Here is an 18,446-nt window from a genome sequence, read left to right on the forward strand (position 1 = left end):
CCGGTCTGACGCGGTGGGCCGCGAGGCCCACCGCACACGCACGAGAAGAGACGGACAGTTGGCCACCAGCAGCACACGAGCGAGGCCCGTACGGACCCTCGTCACCCTGGGAATCCTCATCGTCGTCCTCTTCGGGTCCCTCTTCGCGGGCACGAAGCTCGACCCGAAGACCGAGGACAACCCGGGCGGGGCGAGCCTGACCCCGGGCCTCGCGCTCGATCTCGAGGGTGGCACGCAGATCATCCTGCAGCCCGTCACCACCGACGGCTCGCAGCCGACGGCCGAGGACATCAACCAGGCGATCAACGTCATCCGCCAGCGCATCGACGCGCAGGGTGTCTCCGAGGCGGAGATCACGAGCCAGGGTCAGAACAACATCGTCGTCGGGATCCCCGGGCAGCCGTCCCAGGAGACGATCGACCTCGTCAGCACGTCGGCGCAGATGCGCTTCCGGCCCGTGCTGACCGTGGGGATGCCGACCGCGACGCCGGCCGACGAGGCGACCGACGCGGCTGCGGGTGAGGACGCCGCGGCAGAGGACGCACCTGACGCGACGGAGTCCGCGGACGCCGCCGAGTCCGGCGACGCGGCCACCGAGGAGACGGGCGACCCGGCCGCCGACGAGGCGACGGACGCTCCTGCGGAAGACGCCGCGTCCGACCCGGCCGACGAGGCGACGCGACCGGAGAACCCGAGCGACCTGGCCCAGATCACGCCCGAGCTGCAGGAGCAGTTCGACGCGCTCGACTGCACGCTCCCGGAGAACCTCGTCGGCGGCGACAGCGGTCCGACGGACTCCGCGTTCGTCGCGTGCGCCGACGACGGCTCCGCCAAGTACATCCTCGGTCCCGTCGAGATCGAGGGCACGGACATCTCGAACGCCAACTCCGGCCTGCGGGTCGGCCAGAACGGCGTCGTCACGAACGAGTGGGTCGTCAACATCGAGTTCGACGGCGAGGGCACCCAGGCGTTCCGCGACGTCACGACCCGCCTCACGTCGCTCCCGGCTCCGCAGAACCAGTTCGCGATGGTGCTCGACGGCCTGGTCATCTCGGCGCCGGTGTCGCAGGTCGCCATCCCGGACGGCAAGGCCGAGATCTCCGGGAGCTTCACGCGCGACAGCGCGGCGACGCTCGCGAACCAGCTCAACTTCGGCTCGCTGCCCCTCACGTTCGAGGTGCAGAGCCAGGAGCAGATCTCCGCGACGCTCGGCTCCGAGCAGCTCGAGAAGGGCCTCCTCGCGGGCGCGATCGGCATGCTGCTCGTCGTCATCTACTCGCTCTTCCAGTACCGGATGCTCGGGCTCGTGACCGTCGCGTCGCTCGGTATCGCCGCCGTCATCACGTTCGGCGTCATCTCGGTCCTGTCGTGGACGATCGGGTACCGGCTGTCGCTCGCCGGCGTCGCGGGACTCATCGTGGCGATCGGCATCACCGCAGACTCGTTCATCGTGTACTTCGAACGCATCCGCGACGAGCTGCGCGACGGCCGGACTCTGAACTCTGCGGTCGAGAAGGGCTGGCAGCGCGCGCGCCGCACGATCCTCGCCTCGGATGCCGTGAACTTCGTTGCCGCGATCGTCCTGTACTACCTGGCGGTCGGCGGTGTGCGCGGCTTCGCCTTCACGCTCGGTCTGACGACGCTCGTCGACCTCGTCGTGGTGTTCCTCTTCACGCACCCGCTGATGCAGCTGCTCGCCCGGACGAAGTTCTTCGCGAACGGCCACCCGGCCTCGGGCCTCGACCCCCGGCGCCTGGGCGTGCGGACCGCGCGGTACGCGGGCCGTGGTCGCGTCGTCGGCGCGACCACCACCGAGGCCGCGCCGGTCGCGGGCGCGGAGCCCGAGGACGCGCCGGTGACGGACGCCCCCGAGCCCACGCGTGCGGCGCCGGTACGGGAGACCGTCGGCGCCGGCGTGGGCCGAGCCGACGGGCCGCGCATGACCATCGCTGAACGCCGGGCGGCCGAACGGCGCGCCGCCGCGGCGTCCGGCGACGACGGGTCTCCTTCCGCTGACGCGGCGGGCGACGAGAACGAGGAGAAGCACTGATGGCCAGCGGTTTCGCCCAGTGGGGCAACGACCTGTACACGGGCCGTCGGTCCTACGCCATCGTCGCGAAGCGACGCGGCTACTTCCTGGTGGCGATCGTCCTGGTCGTCCTCTCGCTCGGGGTCATCGGCATCCGCATGGCGGGTGGTGGCCTCAACCTCGGGATCGAGTTCCGCGGCGGGTCCGAGTTCACGGTCTCCGGCGTGTCCGACACGTCGCAGCACCCGGCGCTCGACGCTGTCGCGGCGGTCGCGCCCGAGGAGGTCCCGCGCGTCACCTCGGTGGGCTCCAGCACGGTCAGGATCCAGACCGCCGAGCTCAGCAACGAGCAGGTCGAGCAGGTCGCCACGGAGCTCGCCGACGCCTACGGCGTCTCGACGGGCGAGGTGACGAGCTCCTACATCGGCCCGACCTGGGGCAAGGACGTGTCCCAGAAGGCGGTCGTCGGCCTCGTCGTGTTCCTGCTGCTCGTCAGCCTGGTCATGACGGTCTACTTCCGGAACTGGCGCATGGCGCTCGCCGCGGTCATCGCCCTGTTCCACGACCTGGTCGTCACGGTCGGCATCTACGCGCTCATCGGCTGGGAGATCACCCCGGCGACCGTGATCGGGCTCCTGACGATCCTCGCGTACTCGATCTACGACACGGTCGTGGTGTTCGACAAGGTGCGGGAGAACACCGCGGGCGTCCTCGACCAGACGCGGAGCACCTACGCCGAGCGGGCGAACCTCGCGATCAACCAGACGCTCGTGCGCTCGATCAACACCTCGATCGTCGCGCTGCTCCCGGTCGCGGGCATCCTCTTCATCGGTGCGTTCCTCCTCGGTGCCGGCACACTGCGCGACATCGCGCTCGCGCTGTTCGTCGGCATGGCCGTGGGAGCGTACTCGTCGGTCTACCTCGCCACCCCCCTCGAGGTCGCCCTGCGCGAGCGCGAGAAGCCGATCCGGGACCACACGGCGAAGGTGCTCGCGCTGCGGGCCGAGCGCGTCGAGGCGGCGGGCGACGACGAGGACGCCGCGCTCGCGGCAGCCGGCGTCGGGGCGGGTCACCGCCAGCTCCAGCCGGGCGAGCACCTGGGCAACAAGGCGCAGCCGCGCCGCCGTCGTCCCCGATGACGGACCAGCACCACACGCCGACCGGCGAGGTGGACGGCCTGCGGGCCGTCGGCCTCGCCGGTCTCGGCGCGCAGCGGGCGTCCCGCGTGCTCGAGCTCGTCCGCGCCGTGCCCGACTACCCTGGGCCCGGCATCACCTTCCGCGACATCACCGGGCTCCTCGCCGACGGCGAGGCCTTCGGTCACGTCGTCGAGGCGCTCGGGGACGTGGCGCGTGCGGCGGGCGGCATCGACCTCGTCGCGGGCATGGAGGCGCGGGGCTTCCTGGTCGGCGCCCCCCTCGCGACGCACCTGGGCGTCGGCTTCGTGCCGCTGCGCAAGGCGGGCAAGCTGCCGCCGCCCACCGACGCCGTGACGTACGACCTCGAGTACGGCACGGCGACGATCGAGCTGCGCTCGGGAACACTGCCGACCGGTGCGCGTGTTCTCGTGGTGGACGACGTGCTCGCGACCGGGGGCACGGCGGCTGCGGGCGCCGAGCTCGTCGAGCGCGGGGGAGGCGTCGTCGTCGGCCTCGCGTTCCTCATGGAGCTCGAGGGCCTGGGTGGTCGCGAGCGGCTCGCGGGCCGCGACGTGACCACTCTGGTCCACGTCGAGTCGTAGGATTGCCACTCCGGTCGTCTCGGCTGGTCGTCGACACGGTGTCGGCGATCGCCGGCCTGCGGAAGGAGGCGCGCATGAGCGAGAACACCCGGACGTCGCGCGCCCCGGAGAAGGCGGGCGCGCAGCCGACCCCGGGGCAGGGCGGTTCCGGCGGGCGTGGGGTGCGGTCGCGCCTCGTGCGCTTCGGCGCCCGGCCGAACGCCGGCAGCCCGGCGCTCGAGCCGGTGCTCCAGGCCGTCCGCACCAACCACCCCCGCACCGACCTCACGGTCATCGAGCGTGCCTACGAGACCGCGGAGCGCGCGCACCGCGGGCAGCTGCGCAAGAGCGGCGACCCGTACATCACCCACCCCGTCGCCGTCGCGACGATCCTCGCCGAGCTCGGCTTCGACGGGTCGACGCTCGCCGCCGCGTTGCTGCACGACACGGTGGAGGACACCGACTACTCGCTCGCGCAGCTCACCGGGGAGTACGGCGAGGAGATCGCCATGCTCGTCGACGGCGTGACCAAGCTGGACAAGGTGACGTACGGGGACGCGGCGCAGGCCGAGACGGTGCGCAAGATGGTCGTCGCCATGGCGCGCGACATCCGCGTGCTCGTCATCAAGCTCGCCGACCGGCTGCACAACGCGCGCACCTGGAAGTACGTCTCGTCGTCGTCAGCGGGCCGCAAGGCGCGCGAGACGCTCGAGATCTACGCTCCGCTCGCGCACCGCCTCGGCATGAACACGATCAAGTGGGAGCTCGAGGACCTGTCTTTCCAGGCCCTGTACCCCAAGGTCTACGACGAGATCGTGCACCTCGTGGCCGAGCGCGCGCCCGCGCGCGAGGAGTACCTCGCGGTCGTGCGCGAGCAGGTCACGGCCGACCTGCGCAGTGCGAAGATCAAGGCGACCGTCACCGGGCGGCCCAAGCACTACTACTCGATCTACCAGAAGATGATCGTGCGCGGCCACGACTTCGCGGAGATCTACGACCTCGTCGGTGCGCGCGTCCTCGTGGACAGCGTCCGGGACTGCTACGCGGCGCTCGGCGCGCTGCACGCACGGTGGAACCCCGTGCCCGGGCGGTTCAAGGACTACATCGCGATGCCGAAGTTCAACATGTACCAGTCGCTGCACACGACGGTCATCGGTCCCGGCGGCAAGCCCGTCGAGATCCAGATCCGCACGCACGAGATGCACCGGCGCGCGGAGTACGGCGTCGCGGCGCACTGGAAGTACAAGGAGACCGCGAAGTCGGGCGGCAAGACCGCGAAGGACGACACCGCGGCGAACGACATGCGGTGGCTGCGCCAGCTCGTGGACTGGCAGCGTGAGACGGCGGACCCCGCGGAGTTCCTCGACTCGCTGCGCTTCGAGATCGGCGGCGCGGAGGTCTACGTCTTCACGCCCAAGGGTGACGTCATGGCGCTGCCCGCCGGCTCGACCCCGGTCGACTTCGCCTACGCCGTGCACACCGAGGTCGGGCACCGGACCATGGGCGCGCGCGTCAACGGGCGGCTCGTCCCGCTCGACTCGACGCTCGAGAACGGCGACTCGGTCGACGTCCTCACCTCGAAGTCCGAGAACGCGGGCCCGAGCCGCGACTGGCTCGCGTTCGTCAAGAGCCCCCGCGCCCGCAACAAGATCCGCCAGTGGTTCTCCAAGGAGCGCCGCGAGGAGGCGGTCGAGCACGGCAAGGACGCGATCGCCAAGGCGATGCGCAAGCAGAACCTGCCGATCCAGCGCCTGCTGTCGCACGAGTCGCTCGTCGCGCTCGCCAACGAGCTCCGCTTCGCCGACGTCACGGCGCTCTACGCCGCGATCGGCGAGGGCCAGGTGTCGGCGGCGAACGTCGTCTCCAAGCTCGTCCAGGCGATGGGCGGCGAGGAGGGCACGGTCGAGGACGTCGCGGAGACCGCGCGCCCCGGGCACACCGCGCGCCGCGTGCGCACGGGGGACCCCGGCGTCATGGTCAAGGGCGTCGACGACATCTGGGTCAAGCTCGCCAAGTGCTGTACCCCTGTCCCGGGCGACGAGATCATCGGCTTCATCACGCGCGGCCAGGGCGTGAGCGTCCACCGCGCGGACTGCGGCAACGTCGTCGGGCTCCGCAACCAGCCCGAGCGCATCGTCGACGTCTCGTGGACGACGGGCAGCAACGCGATGTTCCTGGTCCAGATCCAGGTCGAGGCGCTCGACCGGGCGCGTCTGCTCTCCGACGTCACGCGCGTCCTGTCCGACAACCACGTGAACATCCTCTCGGCCACCGTGTCCACGTCGAACGACCGCGTCGCGATGTCCCGCTTCGTGTTCGAGATGGCGGAGCCCGCGCACCTCGCGCAGGTGCTCAGCGCGGTCCGCAAGGTCGACGGCGTGTTCGACGTCTACCGCATCACCGGGACGAAGGCCGCCGAGGCGACGCAGCTCCCCGCCTGACCCGTCGCGCTCGCGCCGCGCGAGCGGCCGTACCGGGTACCCGGACGTGTCGTCGTGCCGCACGCTGCGGCCGGTGGCAGCATCGGCACATGGAACTGCCCGTCATGCCTCCCGTGCTGCCCATGCTCGCCAAGTCCGTGCCCGACGTGCCCGAGCCCGACGCGGTGGACGGCGGGTACGTCTACGAGCCGAAGTGGGACGGGTTCCGCGCGATCGTGTATCGCGACGGCGACGAGGTGCGTCTCGACAGCCGCAACGCGCGGCCGATGGAGCGTTACTTCCCGGAGGTCGTCGAGGCGGTGCGCGCGGCCCTCCCGCCCCGCTGCGTGGTCGACGGTGAGATCGTCGTCGCCCGGGACGGGCGCCTCGAGTTCGAGGTGCTCCAGCAGCGGATCCACCCCGCGGCCTCGCGGGTGCGCCTGCTCGCCGAGCAGACGCCCGCCGCGCTCGTCGTGTTCGACGTGCTCGCCCTGGACCACGACGACCTCACGGGCGAGCCGCTGGCGCGCCGCCACGAGGTGCTGGACTCGCTCGGGCTCGACGGCCCCGCCGTGCACGCCACCCCCCGCACCCGTGACGTGGCGGTCGCACGCGAGTGGTTCGACACCTTCGAGGGCGCGGGGCTCGACGGTGTCGTCGCGAAGCCGCTCGACGGGACGTACCAGCCCAACAAGCGCGCGATGCTCAAGATCAAGCACGGGCGCGAGGCGGACGTCGTGCTCGCGGGCTACCGCCTGCACAAGACGTCGACGCCCGCGAAGCCGCTGCTCGGGTCGCTCCTGCTCGGGCTGTACGACGACGGCGGCCAGCTCCAGTTCGTGGGCGTCGCCGCGTCCTTCCCGGCGGCACGCCGGGCCGCGCTCGTGACCGAGCTCGCCCCGCTCGTCGTCGAGCCGGGCACGCCGGAGGCCGACGCGCACCCGTGGTCGGGATGGGAGAACCCCGCCGGCGAGCGGATGCCGGGTGCGGTGTCGCGGTGGAGCTCCGGCAAGGACCTGTCGTTCACGCCGCTGCGCGTCGAGCGCGTGCTGGAGGTGGCGTACGACCACATGGAGGGCACGCGGTTCCGGCACACGGCGCAGTTCCGGCGCTGGCGCGACGACCGAGATCCGTCGTCGTGCACCTACGACCAGCTCGAGGAGCCCGTGCGCTACGACCTCACCGACATCCTCCCGGGCGCTCCGGGCGTCGTCTGACGCGCGGGTCGCGCTGCGGCCGGCGCCGACCGCGGACGACCAGCCGCTAGGCGCGGGGCCGGTCGCGGTCCTTGCTCGGCTGCACGCGCTTGGGCTCGCCCGGCATCTTCGGGTACTCCGGGGGATAGGGCAGGTCGCCGAGCCCGTGCTCGGCCTCGTCGCGGCGGGACAGCTCCAGGGCGGGCTCGAGCGACGCCCCCGGGTCGTCACGGTCGGCGCGCAGCGGCGCGAAGAGGTCGCCGACCTCGGCGAAGCGCGCGGGCATCGACAGCACGTCGAAGTCGTCCGGGTGGACGTCACCGAGCTCCTCCCAGCGCAGCGGAGCGGACACCGTCGCGCGCTGGTTGGAACGGATCGAGTACGCCGAGGCGATGGTGCGGTCGCGCGCCATCTGGTTGTAGTCGACGAAGATCTTGGCGCCGCGCTCCTCCTTCCACCACTTGGTGGTGACCTGCTCGGGAAGGCGGCGCTCGAGCTCGCGACCGATCGCGATCGTCGCGCGACGCGCCGCGACGAAGTCCCACTCGGGCGCGATCGGCACGAAGACGTGGATGCCGCGACCGCCCGACGTCTTCGGGTACCCGGGGAGGCCCAGCTCGTCGAGCACCTCGCGCAGGTGCGGCGCGACGCGCACGGCGTCGTCGAAGTCGGTCCCGGGCTGGGGGTCGAGGTCGATGCGGAGCTGGTCCACGGCCTCGACGTCCTCGCCTCGCACGGGCCACGGGTGGAACGTCAGGGTCCCCAGGTTCGCGGCCCACGCGACGACGGCGAGCTCGGTCGGGCACACCTCGTCGGCGGTCCGCCCGCTCGGGAAGGCGATGCGTGCGGTGCGCACGTAGTCGGGCGCGCCCTTGGGGATGCGCTTCTGGTAGAACGCGTCGCCGGTGTTGTCGGTGCGGGTGCTCATCCGCGCCCCCTCGAACACGCCCTTGGGCCAGCGTTCGAGCGTCGTCGGACGGTCGACCAGGGCGCCGAGGATCCCGTCCCCGACGCTGAGGAAGTACTGCACGACGTCGAGCTTGGTCACCCCTCGCGCGGGGAAGACGACGCGGTCCGGGCTCGTGACGCGCACGGTCCGGCCACGGACGTCGAGCTCCACGGGAGGTGTCGTGGCTGCGGCCATGCCGACCAACCTAGACCGGCTCGTGCTCCCCGGCGAGCAGGAGCGCGAGGGTGTGCCGCGCCCGCGGGCGCTCGGCCCACCGGTGGCGCAGCTCGAGCGAGCGGACCGCGAGCCGGGGCTCGAGCCCGCAGACGTCACGCAGCCGGCGGAGGGTCCTCAGCGCCTCGTCGGGCTCGCACCGCGTCGCGACGTCGAGGGCGGTCCGCACGACCGACGTCACCAGCACCCCCGCGACCAGGGTCCGGTCGTCGCGCAGCACGTGCGACTGGCGCGGCGCCCGGCCCGCGAGCGGTGCGGGACGGTGCCGGCCCGGCGGGTACACGACGTCGAGCACGCGCGGTGCGGGCGATCCGCAGAGCACCCAGGCCGCGGCGCTCCCGGCGAGGACGGTCCCCTGCGGGACGAGGTCGCGGACGGCGAGCGCGCGGAGGGTCGGTGTGTCCGGAACGAGCGCGGGCGCGGCGACGTCGCCCCAGAGGCGGCGGAGCGCACCCGACCGCACGAGGTCCTGGAAGGCGGCGTGCCCACCGACGTCCGCCGGCACGACGAGCAGTCCCAGGTCCGTGACGCGGGGCGCGAGGAGCCGCGTGAGCGTCGAGCCGGGTGCGGGTGCGGGTGCGGGCGGGACGGTGCGAGGAGCGGGCGGCATGCGCACACCGTGCCCCATCGGCCCGGGCACGCGGAAGGGGCCGGCGCTCGCCTGTGGACGAGCGCCGGCCCCCGGGCCCTGAGTAGCTGCTGAAGGACGGCGGCGTCAGCCGCGCGAGTCCTCCGCCGCGCGCACGACCTGCTCGAGCCAGGCACGACGCGCGGTCAGCGCGGTCTCGAGATCCTTGACCGCGCGCGCGTCGCCGCGGCCCTGCGCGGCCGCGAGGTCCGCCTCGAGCCCTTCGATCGCGGACTCGAGCTGCGCCGCGGCGCCCTCGGCGCGCGCCCGCGTCTCAGGGTTGGTCCGCGTCCACTGCGCCTGCTCGGCGTCGCGGACGGCGTTCTCGACGGCGCGCAGGCGGCCCTCGACGCGCTGCAGGTCGCCGCGGGGCACGCGCCCGGCCTCCTCCCAGCGCTCCTGGAGGTCGCGCAGCGCGGCCTTGGCCGCACCGAGGTCCTTGACCGGGACGAGCTTCTCCGCCTCGGTCAGCAGCGCCTCCTTGACCTCGAGGTTGGCGGCGTACTCGGCGTCGGTCGCCGAGTTCACGGCGTCACGGGCCTGGAAGAACGTGTCCTGCGCGGCGCGGAACCGGGCCCACAGCGCGTCGTCGTCCTTGCGGCTCGCGCGACCCGCGGCCTTCCAGCGCGCCATGAGGTCGCGGTACGCGCCCGCCGTCGGTCCCCAGTCGGTGCTGGACGACAGCGCCTCGGCCTCGGCGACGAGCTTCTCCTTGGCCGACTTGGCGGAGGCGTTGCGCTGCTCGAGCTCGGCGAAGTAGTGCCGGCGCTCGCGGTCGAACGCGGTCCGCGCGTGGCTGAACCGCTTCCAGAGCGCCTCCTCGCTCGCCCGGTCGATGCGCGGGCCGGAGCGCTGCGCCTCCTTCCAGCGGTCGAGCAGGCCGCGCAGCTCCTCGCCGGCGGGCCGCCACTGCATGCGGCTCGGGTCGGTCGCGGCGATCTTCTCGGCCGCCTCGATGATCTCGGTCCGGGCCTCAAGAGCGGCCGCCTTGGCGGCGGCGCGCTCCGCCTCGAGCTGGCCGCGGCGCTCGGCCGCGGCTCCGCGCAGCGACTCGACCTGCGCGCGCAGGCCGTCGAGGTCGCCGACCGCGGACGGCTCGGCGGTCTCCTCGGTGAGCCGGGCGATCGTCTGGTCGATCTCCTTGACCGACAGGTCGGTGCTCGTCAGGCGCGCCTCGAAGAGCGCGACCTTCGCCTGGAGGTCGAGGTAGCGCCGCACGTACAGCGCGAGCGCCTCCTCGGCGTCGACACCGGGGAACTGACCCACGGAGCGCTCGCCCGCGCTCTCGCGGACGTAGACGGTGCCGTCCTCGTCCACGCGACCGAACTCGGCCGCGGCCTTCGCGGCCGCGGAGTCGTCGGAGAGCGCCGGGACCGCGGGCACCTCGGGCACGGACGCCGCAGCGGCCGGGGCGCCCGCGGCGGCCGGGGCGGGCTTGCGCGGCGGGTGAGGCACGGCGGACGGCTTGGGGCGGGGGCCTGGTCGCGGTGCGGCGGGCTTCGGCGCCGCCGGGGCCTCGGCCTCGGCGACGGCCTCCGTCTCGGCGGCGGTCTCCTCGGCGACGGCCTCCGTCTCGGCGACGGCGTCCGTCGCGGGTGCCGGGTCGTCGGCCGCGGGCGTCTCGGAGTCCTGCGCCTCGGCGGTCGGCGCGTCGGTCGGCTCGGCCGGCGCGTCGTCGGTGACGGGCTCGGCGACGTCCGGAGCGGTCTCCTCCGCGCTCGTCGCGGTGTCCGTCGCGGTCTCGTCCGTCGCCTGCTCGGCCGGGACGTCGGGCTGCTGCTCGGCGGCGGGCTCGTCCGTGGGCTCCTGGTCAGCGGGGGCCGGGGTCTCGGTCGCGCCGGCGGTCCCGTCGGCCGCGTCGGTGACGGCGGGGGCGTCCGTCGGCTCCACGTCTGTCGCGTCGACCCGTCCGGTCTCGCTCGCCTCCGCGGGCTCCGGTGCCGGTGCGCTCGCCTGGTCCTTGGCGGGATCGCTCACTGGGTCTCAACTCCTTCGATGGTGACCGGGGTGGCGGGGGACCCGTCGCCGGATCCGTCCTGCGTCCCCGCGTCAGCGACTGCCTGGACGACGTCCAGGCCGGACGTGATGGTGCCGAACACCGTGTAACCACCCGCCGCGTCGGACGGGATGGTCGAGTCCTCGTAGACGAGGAAGAACTGGGAGCCCATCGACTCGCCGTCGCCGCCCTGGCGGGCCATGGCGACGGTCCCGGCCGGGTAGACGTCGTCGGACGGGGCGTTCTCGATGGGGCCGAACGAGTAGCCGGGGCCGCCCGTGCCCGTGCCGGTCGGGTCGCCGCACTGGAGCACGTAGATGCCCGACGTGGTGAGGCGGTGGCACGACGTGCCGTCGAAGTACCCGGACTCCGCGAGGGAGACGAAGCTCGCGACGGCCTGCGGGGCCGCCGCGCCGTCGAGCGTGAGCGTGAGGTCGCCGGCGCTCGTGGTGAGCGTCGACGTCCAGTCGCGCCCCTCGGCGGCGGACGCGGGAGGCAGCGTGTGCTCGCCGGAGGCGGACGGCGCGGTGCCGTCGCCGCCTGCGTCGGTCCCCGGCGCCTGGGTGGCGGACAGCGCCCACCACACGGCGACGCCGATCACCACGAGCGCCGCGACGACGCCGACGATCGACCAGGTCCGCTGGCGCTTCGCGCGGAGCTGGGCCACGTGACGGTCCCACTTCTCCTCGCGACGGCGCGCCTGCTCGCGCTCGCGACTCTTCGTCGACACCCCAGCTCCTTCGTCCGGCGCCGTCGTGGCGCGCACGGTCGACCCCGGTGCGGCCGCGGTCGGTAGGGGACAGTCTAGGCACCGAGCGCCCTGGTGGCGGGTGGATTTGCCGTGCGCAGGTCACGGTCCGGTATCGACCGGCCGGGTGCCCCGCAGGTCCCGAGCACGCGGACGGCGACCCGCTGACGCCCCGCGGGCTACCCTCGGGCGCGTGGACCGACCTTCCGGCACGACGCCGTCGCCCCCGCCCGACGACGCGTCGGGCGCCGCCGCGGTGACCTTGCACGTCGTGGTCGCGCCCGTCTTCGGGACCAACTGCACGGTCGTGAGCGCGCCGAGCGGCGACTGCGTCGTGGTGGACGCGGGCGCGGGGACCGCCGACGACGTCGCCGCCCACGTCGCGTCGGCCGGCCTCGTGCCGCGGGCCGTGCTCGCGACCCACGGGCACGTGGACCACACCTGGGACGCGGCGGCGCTCGCGGACCGGTTCGACGTGCCCGTCGTCCTGCACGTCGCTGACGCGTACCGGCTCGCCGACCCGTTCGGCAGCCTCGAGCACGGTTCGCCCACCGGCGACCGGGGCGAGCGCTCGCTCGTCTCCGGCCCGCTCGGCGCGGCGCTCGCCGCGGCCGGGGCCCGTCCGGGGGACTACCGCGAGCCCGCGCGCGTGGAGACGTTCGACCTCGCCGCGGGCGAGGAGGGGGCGCTGCGCTGGGGCGACGTCGTGCTGCACGCGGTCGGCGCACCGGGCCACACCGAGGGGTCGACCCTCTACCTCGTGGGCGAGCCGGGCGCGGGGCTCGTGCTCAGCGGCGACGTCCTCTTCGCGGGGTCCGTCGGTCGCACGGACCTGCCGGGCGGGGACGGCGCGACGATGGCCCGCACGCTGCGCGACGTCGTCGGGCGCCTCGACCCCGCGTGGCACGTGCTGCCAGGGCACGGCCCCGCCACCACCGTCGCGCGCGAGCTCGCGACCAACCCGTTCCTCGCGGGCTGACACGCCCCGGGCGTGCGCGTCCGTCGGGCGGACGATGCGGACCTCCGTGCCGGTGTCTGGGAAGATCTGACCCATGGCCAGGCCCACACCCCTCTCCGGTTTCCCCGAATGGCTCCCCGACGGCCGGATCGTCGAGCAGCACGTCCTCGACACCCTGCGCCGGGTGTTCGAGCTGCACGGGTTCGGCGGGATCGAGACGCGCGCGGTCGAGCCGCTCGACCAGCTCCTGCGCAAGGGCGAGACGTCCAAGGAGGTGTACGTCCTTCGCCGCCTCCAGGAGGAGGCCGGAGAGACGGAGGGTGCGAGCAGGGGCGACAAGCAGCTCGGCCTGCACTTCGACCTCACCGTCCCCTTCGCGCGCTACGTGCTCGAGAACGCCGGGCACCTCGCCTTCCCCTTCAAGCGCTACCAGATCCAGAAGGTGTGGCGCGGCGAGCGCCCCCAGGACGGGCGCTTCCGGGAGTTCACCCAGGCGGACATCGACGTCGTCGGCGCGGGCGAGCTGCCCTACCACTACGAGGTCGAGCTGCCGCTCGTCATGGCGGAGGCGCTCGGCGCGCTGCGCGACATCGGCGTCCCCGAGGTCCGCGTCCTGGTGAACAACCGCCGGGTCGCCGAGGGCTTCTACCGCGGCCTGGGGATCGACGCCGTGGACGAGGTGCTGCGTCAGATCGACAAGCTCGACAAGATCGGCCCCGAGAAGGTGGCGGCGCTCCTCGTCTCGGAGGCGGGCACCACGACCGAGCAGGCCGAGGCCTGCCTCGCGCTCGCCGCGATCAGTGGCAGCGACACGGGCGTCGTCGACCGCGTGCGGGCGCTCGCGTCCCGGCACGGCGTGGAGAGCGACCTGCTCGAGACCGGGCTCGGCGAGCTCGGCGCCCTGATCGAGGCCGCGAGCGTGCGCGCACCGGGCGTCGTCGTCGCGGACCTCAAGATCGCGCGCGGGCTCGACTACTACACGGGCTCCGTCTACGAGACCGTGCTCGTGGGTCACGAGCAGCTCGGGTCGATCTGCTCGGGCGGCCGCTACGACACGCTCGCGTCCGACGGCGCGAACACCTACCCCGGCGTCGGCCTGTCGATCGGCGTGTCCCGTCTCGTCTCGCGACTGCTGTCCGCGGGCCTGGTCCGGGCGACGCGCTCCGTGCCGAGCGCCGTCGTCGTCGCGGTGACGAGCGAGGAGACGCGCGACGCGTCCGACGCCGTCGCGTCCGCGCTGCGGTCACGGGGCGTCCCGGTCGAGGTCGCGCCGGCCGCCGCCAAGTTCGGCAAGCAGATCCGCTACGCCGACCGGCGCGGGATCCCGTTCGTCTGGTTCCCGGGGCGCCTCGAGGAGGACGGGACGCGCTCGCCGGACCAGGTCAAGGACATCCGCTCGGGCGAGCAGGTGGACGCCGAACCCGCGACGTGGGAGCCGCCGGCCGAGGACCGCTTCCCGCGCGTGGTGCCGGCGGCCGGCTGACCGACCGGCGGTGGTCCGCACGCCCGGCGCGAGGGGAGGCCACGTGGCCGGACCGGTCGAGCTCGGGCTGCCCTTCACCGGGACCTGGCTCGTGCAGAACAGTCCCGCACGCCGCGTCCCGAGCCACGGGACGCACCTGTTCGCCACGACGTACGCGATCGACTTCGTCGCGGTGCGCGGCCGCCGCACCGCGGACGTGCGTGACTGGCGCACCGCCCTGGGCACCGAGCCGCCGGAGCGGTTCCTCGCGTTCGGCCTGCCCGTCCTCGCCCCCGCCCCCGGGGCCGTCGTCGCGGTGCACGACGGCGAGCCCGACCACGTGGCCCGACGCTCGCCGTCCGCGCTGCTGGGGTACGCGCTCACGCAGGCGTCCCGGGCACGCGCGGGCGGCGCGGCGCTCGCGGGCAACCACGTGGTGCTCGCGCTCGACGCGCCGGGGGTCTTCGTGGTGCTCGCCCACCTGCGGCGCGGATCGGTCGCGGTGCGTCCGGGGCAGCGGCTGACGACGGGCGACGTGGTGGGCCGGTGCGGGAACTCGGGCAACTCGACGCAGCCGCACGTGCACGTCCAGGTCATGGACGGTCCAGACGCCCACGTCGCGCACGGCCTGCCGCTGGCGTTCCGCGACTACCGCGAGCACGGCCGCGACGGCCGGACGGGCACGGTCGCACTCGGGGTCCCGGTCGAGGGAGCGGTGGTCGAGCCCGCCTGAGGCGGTCCGGGTCCGCCCGCCGCGGCGTCCTCAGGCGGTGAGCGCGCCGATCCCCCTGAGCCACCCCGCTACCACCCCGACCGCGACGAGCGCCCCGGCGAGGGCGAGCACCGCGCCCGCCGCGACGACGTCCGGCACGCCCAGGGGCACGGGGCGCGACGTCGTCCGGGGGCCCGAGCCCAAGCCGCGCGACTCGAGCGCGACCGTCAGCCGCTCGCTCCGGCGCACCGCCCCGACGAGGAGGGCGAAGGCTGCCGCGCCCAGCGACCGCGGGGAGCGAGGGAGACGGCCGCGACGTCGCCGCGGGTCGCGCACCGCCTGGGCGCAGCGGATCGTGTGCCAGGCGTCGGGAAGCTCGACGAGGAGCCGGTGCGCGGCGAGCACCGCGAACGTCCAGGTCGCCGGGAGGCGGGCGTGCTCGTGCAGGCTCGTCATGAGGCGCACGGGGTCGGTCGTGAGGACGAGCACGAGCGACAGCGCCCCGACGAACAGCGTGCGCAGGGCGAGCGCGGCACCGATCGTGAGCCCGTCCGCGCCGACCGTGAGCGGCCCGAGCACGACGTCGTCGCCGCCCGGCCGGGTGACGACGTTGACGACGAGGAGGCTCGACGCGAAGACCACGAACGGGACGTGGGCCAGCGCGAGCGTGCGCACCGGCACACGACCGAGCGCGAGCAGGGCCGCGACCGTCAGCAGCCAGGCCGTCGCAGGGGTGACCGGGTCGGTGACGAGCAGCGCGCCGGTGGACAGGAGGAGCACGGTGGCGAGCTTCACCGTCGGGTTCCAGCGTTCGAGGACGGACGGAGAGCGTGCGGTCACGGGGCCACCTCCGCGGGGACGAGCGACCCGGGCTCCGGGGCGCCCGACCCTCCGTCGCGCGCGACGGCGTCGCACGCGGTGTCGAGCGCTCGCACGAGCGCGCCCGGGTCGACGCCGCGCGCGCGGCCGGTCCGTGCCCACCAGTCGAGCAGCGGTGGGCGGCGCAGGCCCGCGAGCGCGCACAGCGCGTCGTCGGCGAGGACCGTGGACGGCTCCGCGACCGTGGCGAGCGCGCCGTCCACGACCACGGCCACCCGGTCGGCGATCGCCGCGACGAGCGAGAGGTCGTGCGAGACGACGACCACGGCGCCACCCGCGTCGGCACGCCCCCGCAGCACGCGGACGGCCGCGTGGGCCTGGGCACGGTCCAGGCCGAACGTCGGTTCGTCGGCGAGGAGGACCGGCGGGTCGAGCACGGTCGCCGTCGCGAGAGACAGGCGCCGCTGCTCGCCGCCCGAGAGCCGGTACGGGTTCGCGTCGGCGAGGTGCGCGAGCCCGAACGCGGCGAGGGTCCGGGCGACGCGTGCGTCGACGTCGTCGAGGCGGGCGAGCCGCGCCGACCAGGCGACCTCCTCGCGCACGGTGCGCGCGACGAGCTGGTGCTCGGGGTCCTGGAAGACCATCGCGACGGGATCGCCCGTCGCGGTCGCGACCTCGCCCGTGGTGCGCTCGAGCCCCGCCAGGCCGCGCAGGAGCGTCGACTTGCCGCCCCCGTTGGGCCCGACGACGGCGAGCACCTCGCCCGCGCGGACGTCGAGGTCGACGTCGCGCACGACGGGGTGCTCGCCCCGGCGGGTGCGTCCCGCGCCGAGGCCGCCCCGGTGGACGGCGAGCCCGCGTGCCCGGAGCACGACCGGGCGCGCTGCTGCCGGGGTCGCGTCCAGAGGCCGGTCCGTGGTCCTCGAGCGCACGGGCGAGGCTCGCACGAGGTCGACCAGCCAGTCGTCGGTCTCGGGCGAGCCGAGCGGCCCGGAGGCGCCCGCCTCTTCCAGGCGGACAGCGAGCGGCAGCCAGCACCCCAGGTCGGCGAGGTCGCGCGCGTGCTCGCGCAGGACGCGGTGCGTGGGGCCGTGCGTGACGACCCGGCCCTCACGGTCCAGCACCAGGGTGGCGCCGGGCAGCGCCCCCAGGTCGTCCAGGCGGTGCTCGACGAGCACGACGGAGCGGTGGGGGAGCCTGGCGGGCGCCCCCTCGCCGTCGGGCCCGGGTGTCCGGGCGAGGCCGGCGACGAGCGACCCGACCTCGTGGGCGGCAGCGGGGTCCAGGAGCGCGGTGGGCTCGTCGAGGACGACGAGCTCCGGGTCGGCGACGAGCGCGGCGGCGACCGCGACGCGCTGCGCCTCGCCGCCCGACAGGGCGTGGGTCGGGCGGTCGTGCAGGTGCGCGGCGCCGACCGCGGCGAGCGCGGCGGTCGCGCGGTCGTCCATGGTGCGCGGGTCGGCGCCGTGGTTCTCGAGCGCGAACCGCAGCTCCTCGTCCACGCGCGCCAGGCAGAGCTGGTCGCCGGGCCGCTGCTGGACGAGGCCCACGCGGGCGGCGAGGACGGGCGGCGGCACGTCGCGCGGGTCGAGCCCGGCCGCGCGCAGCCCGCCTGCGACGGTGCCCGGGAGCGTGTGCGGGACGACGCCGACGAGCGCGCGCAGGAAGGTCGACTTGCCGCACCCGGACGGGCCGAGCACCAGCAGGCTGGTCCCGGCCGGGACGGTGACGTCGACGCCGTCGAGCACCCGGGCGCCGTCGTGCCCGAGGTGCACGGTCAGGGCGTCGGCCGTGACGGCGTCGGGTGGGGCGGCCTCGGGAGTGCCGGAGGCGGCGCGCTCAGCCACGGCGGGCCGCGCCGATCGCGAAGGCGTCGAGGGCGCCGGTGCGGGCGAGCGCGTCACCCAGGAGGCGGGCCGCGAGGCCGCACAGCACGACGCACGACACGACCTGGACCCCCAGCCGGAGCATCGCGTAGTCCTGCCCGAGCCAGCCGAAGCGCACGGCGTTGAAGGCGAACGTGACGAGCGCGGCGCTCACGCCGGACGCGACGAACACCCACCAGCCGAACCGGCGGTAGCGCGTGAGCGCGAACGGCAGCTCGGCGCCGAGGCCCTGGACCAGGCCCACGACGAGCAGGAGCGGCCCGGCGGGGGAGGCGAGGAAGACGACCTCGACGAGCGCGGCCAGGGTCTCGGCGAGGATGCCGACGCCCGGCTTGCGCACGATGTACGTGGCCAGCGGTCCGACGACGATCCACGCGCCCGCGAGGACGTTCGCGGCGAGGTCCGCGAGCGGGCCCATCGCGAGCTGCAAGGGGGCCCAGAGCTGCACGAACGCCCAGTACACGAACCCGAAGACGACCCCGAGGACGGCGATGAGCACCGTCTCGTGCAGGGTCAGGCCCCGGCGGCGCACGGCACGCCGGGGCGTCGCCGGGCGCGTGCGTCCCGTCGTCCCGGTGGTCGGGTCGTCGGTCGTCCCGACGGCCGCCCCGGGGGCGGCGCTCGGGGTCGTCTGCTGCGGGGTGGTGCGGGGTTCGGACATGCGGATCCCTCCGTCGGGCCCCCGGGGC

The 18,446-nt window shown here is 74.4% G+C and carries 15 protein-coding genes; 8 read left to right on the forward strand and 7 right to left on the reverse strand.

Translation table 11 applies throughout. The features are described 5' to 3' along the window. Positions 1-58 precede the first annotated feature (58 nt). From secD to A0J59_RS10610, 5 genes are all read left to right on the forward strand, one after another. A complete protein-coding gene (secD, locus tag A0J59_RS10590; protein ID WP_064316066.1) occupies positions 59-2,050 on the forward strand; it encodes a protein translocase subunit SecD in 1,992 nt (663 codons plus the stop codon). Then, positions 2,050-3,168, forward strand: coding sequence for a protein translocase subunit SecF (secF, locus tag A0J59_RS10595; RefSeq protein ID WP_064316067.1), 1,119 nt, complete (start codon positions 2,050-2,052; stop codon positions 3,166-3,168). Before secD ends, secF begins: the two co-directional genes overlap by 1 nt. Beyond that, a complete protein-coding gene (locus A0J59_RS10600; protein WP_082141525.1) occupies positions 3,165-3,770 on the forward strand; it encodes an adenine phosphoribosyltransferase in 606 nt (201 codons plus the stop codon). Before secF ends, A0J59_RS10600 begins: the two co-directional genes overlap by 4 nt. Before the next feature lie 74 nt (positions 3,771-3,844). Beyond that, the gene (locus A0J59_RS10605; RefSeq protein WP_064316105.1) at positions 3,845-6,190 is read left to right on the forward strand and encodes a bifunctional (p)ppGpp synthetase/guanosine-3',5'-bis(diphosphate) 3'-pyrophosphohydrolase; all 2,346 of its coding nucleotides are present in this window, start codon (positions 3,845-3,847) and stop codon (positions 6,188-6,190) included. 89 nt (positions 6,191-6,279) lie between these two features. Continuing rightward, positions 6,280-7,386, forward strand: a complete 1,107-nt coding sequence (locus tag A0J59_RS10610) for an ATP-dependent DNA ligase (protein WP_064316068.1) — start codon at positions 6,280-6,282, stop codon at positions 7,384-7,386. Positions 7,387-7,432: 46 nt separating this feature from the next. Here the strand turns inward: A0J59_RS10610 and ligD are convergent, their stop codons facing one another. The 4 genes from ligD to A0J59_RS10630 all read right to left on the reverse strand — a co-directional run bounded on the left by ligD (position 7,433) and on the right by A0J59_RS10630 (position 11,902). Beyond that, positions 7,433-8,509, reverse strand: a complete 1,077-nt coding sequence (gene ligD / locus A0J59_RS10615) for a non-homologous end-joining DNA ligase (protein WP_047234554.1) — start codon at positions 8,507-8,509, stop codon at positions 7,433-7,435. Positions 8,510-8,519: 10 nt separating this feature from the next. Next, positions 8,520-9,158 (reverse strand): hypothetical protein, encoded by a 639-nt coding sequence (locus A0J59_RS10620; RefSeq protein WP_144425611.1) that lies wholly within the window; start codon positions 9,156-9,158, stop codon positions 8,520-8,522. Between the two features lie 105 nt (positions 9,159-9,263). After that, on the reverse strand, positions 9,264-11,153 hold the full coding sequence (locus tag A0J59_RS10625) for a DUF349 domain-containing protein (protein WP_082918919.1): 1,890 nt from the start codon (positions 11,151-11,153) through the stop codon (positions 9,264-9,266). Beyond that, positions 11,150-11,902 (reverse strand): peptidylprolyl isomerase, encoded by a 753-nt coding sequence (locus A0J59_RS10630; protein WP_064316069.1) that lies wholly within the window; start codon positions 11,900-11,902, stop codon positions 11,150-11,152. The genes A0J59_RS10625 and A0J59_RS10630 overlap by 4 nt, the downstream gene beginning before the upstream one ends. 211 nt (positions 11,903-12,113) lie before the next feature. Here A0J59_RS10630 and A0J59_RS10635 point away from each other — a divergent pair, with 211 nt between their 5' ends. The 3 genes from A0J59_RS10635 (at position 12,114) to A0J59_RS10645 (ending at position 15,073) form a co-directional block, all read left to right on the forward strand. After that, entirely contained in the window at positions 12,114-12,899 is a 786-nt protein-coding gene (locus A0J59_RS10635; protein WP_369799765.1) for an MBL fold metallo-hydrolase, read from the forward strand. Positions 12,900-12,972: 73 nt separating this feature from the next. Then, positions 12,973-14,361: a histidine--tRNA ligase gene (gene hisS, locus A0J59_RS10640; RefSeq protein WP_064316070.1), complete on the forward strand. Its 1,389-nt coding sequence runs from the start codon at positions 12,973-12,975 to the stop codon at positions 14,359-14,361. A gap of 43 nt (positions 14,362-14,404) precedes the next feature. Continuing rightward, positions 14,405-15,073, forward strand: a complete 669-nt coding sequence (locus A0J59_RS10645; RefSeq protein ID WP_064316107.1) for a M23 family metallopeptidase — start codon at positions 14,405-14,407, stop codon at positions 15,071-15,073. Between the two features lie 30 nt (positions 15,074-15,103). Here A0J59_RS10645 and A0J59_RS10650 read toward each other — a convergent pair whose 3' ends face one another. Genes A0J59_RS10650 through A0J59_RS10660 form a run of 3 tightly spaced genes read right to left on the reverse strand, consistent with a single transcriptional unit; the run spans position 15,104 to position 18,418 of the window. Beyond that, positions 15,104-15,892, reverse strand: coding sequence for an energy-coupling factor transporter transmembrane protein EcfT (locus A0J59_RS10650; RefSeq protein ID WP_064316071.1), 789 nt, complete (start codon positions 15,890-15,892; stop codon positions 15,104-15,106). Beyond that, a complete protein-coding gene (locus A0J59_RS10655) occupies positions 15,889-17,718 on the reverse strand; it encodes an ABC transporter ATP-binding protein (RefSeq protein WP_064316072.1) in 1,830 nt (609 codons plus the stop codon). Before A0J59_RS10655 ends, A0J59_RS10650 begins: the two co-directional genes overlap by 4 nt. Continuing rightward, the gene (locus tag A0J59_RS10660) at positions 17,711-18,418 is read right to left on the reverse strand and encodes an ECF transporter S component (protein WP_082918921.1); all 708 of its coding nucleotides are present in this window, start codon (positions 18,416-18,418) and stop codon (positions 17,711-17,713) included. Before A0J59_RS10660 ends, A0J59_RS10655 begins: the two co-directional genes overlap by 8 nt. Positions 18,419-18,446: the final 28 nt, after the last annotated feature.

It is taken from the genome of Cellulosimicrobium sp. I38E, from assembly GCF_001647255.1.
GTDB lineage: Bacteria > Actinomycetota > Actinomycetes > Actinomycetales > Cellulomonadaceae > Cellulosimicrobium > Cellulosimicrobium cellulans_E.

Excerpts from the sequence above, each read along its gene's own strand:
- A0J59_RS10600 (WP_082141525.1), top strand. The coding sequence starts at position 3,165 with ATGACGGACCAGCACCACACGCCGACCGGCGAGGTGGACGGCCTGCGG.
- hisS (WP_064316070.1), top strand. The coding sequence starts at position 12,973 with ATGGCCAGGCCCACACCCCTCTCCGGTTTCCCCGAATGGCTCCCCGAC.
- ligD (WP_047234554.1), bottom strand. The coding sequence starts at position 8,509 with ATGGCCGCAGCCACGACACCTCCCGTGGAGCTCGACGTCCGTGGCCGG.
- A0J59_RS10620 (WP_144425611.1), bottom strand. The coding sequence starts at position 9,158 with ATGCCGCCCGCTCCTCGCACCGTCCCGCCCGCACCCGCACCCGCACCC.
- A0J59_RS10605 (WP_064316105.1), top strand. The coding sequence starts at position 3,845 with ATGAGCGAGAACACCCGGACGTCGCGCGCCCCGGAGAAGGCGGGCGCG.
- A0J59_RS10610 (WP_064316068.1), top strand. The coding sequence starts at position 6,280 with ATGGAACTGCCCGTCATGCCTCCCGTGCTGCCCATGCTCGCCAAGTCC.
- A0J59_RS10660 (WP_082918921.1), bottom strand. The coding sequence starts at position 18,418 with ATGTCCGAACCCCGCACCACCCCGCAGCAGACGACCCCGAGCGCCGCC.
- secF (WP_064316067.1), top strand. The coding sequence starts at position 2,050 with ATGGCCAGCGGTTTCGCCCAGTGGGGCAACGACCTGTACACGGGCCGT.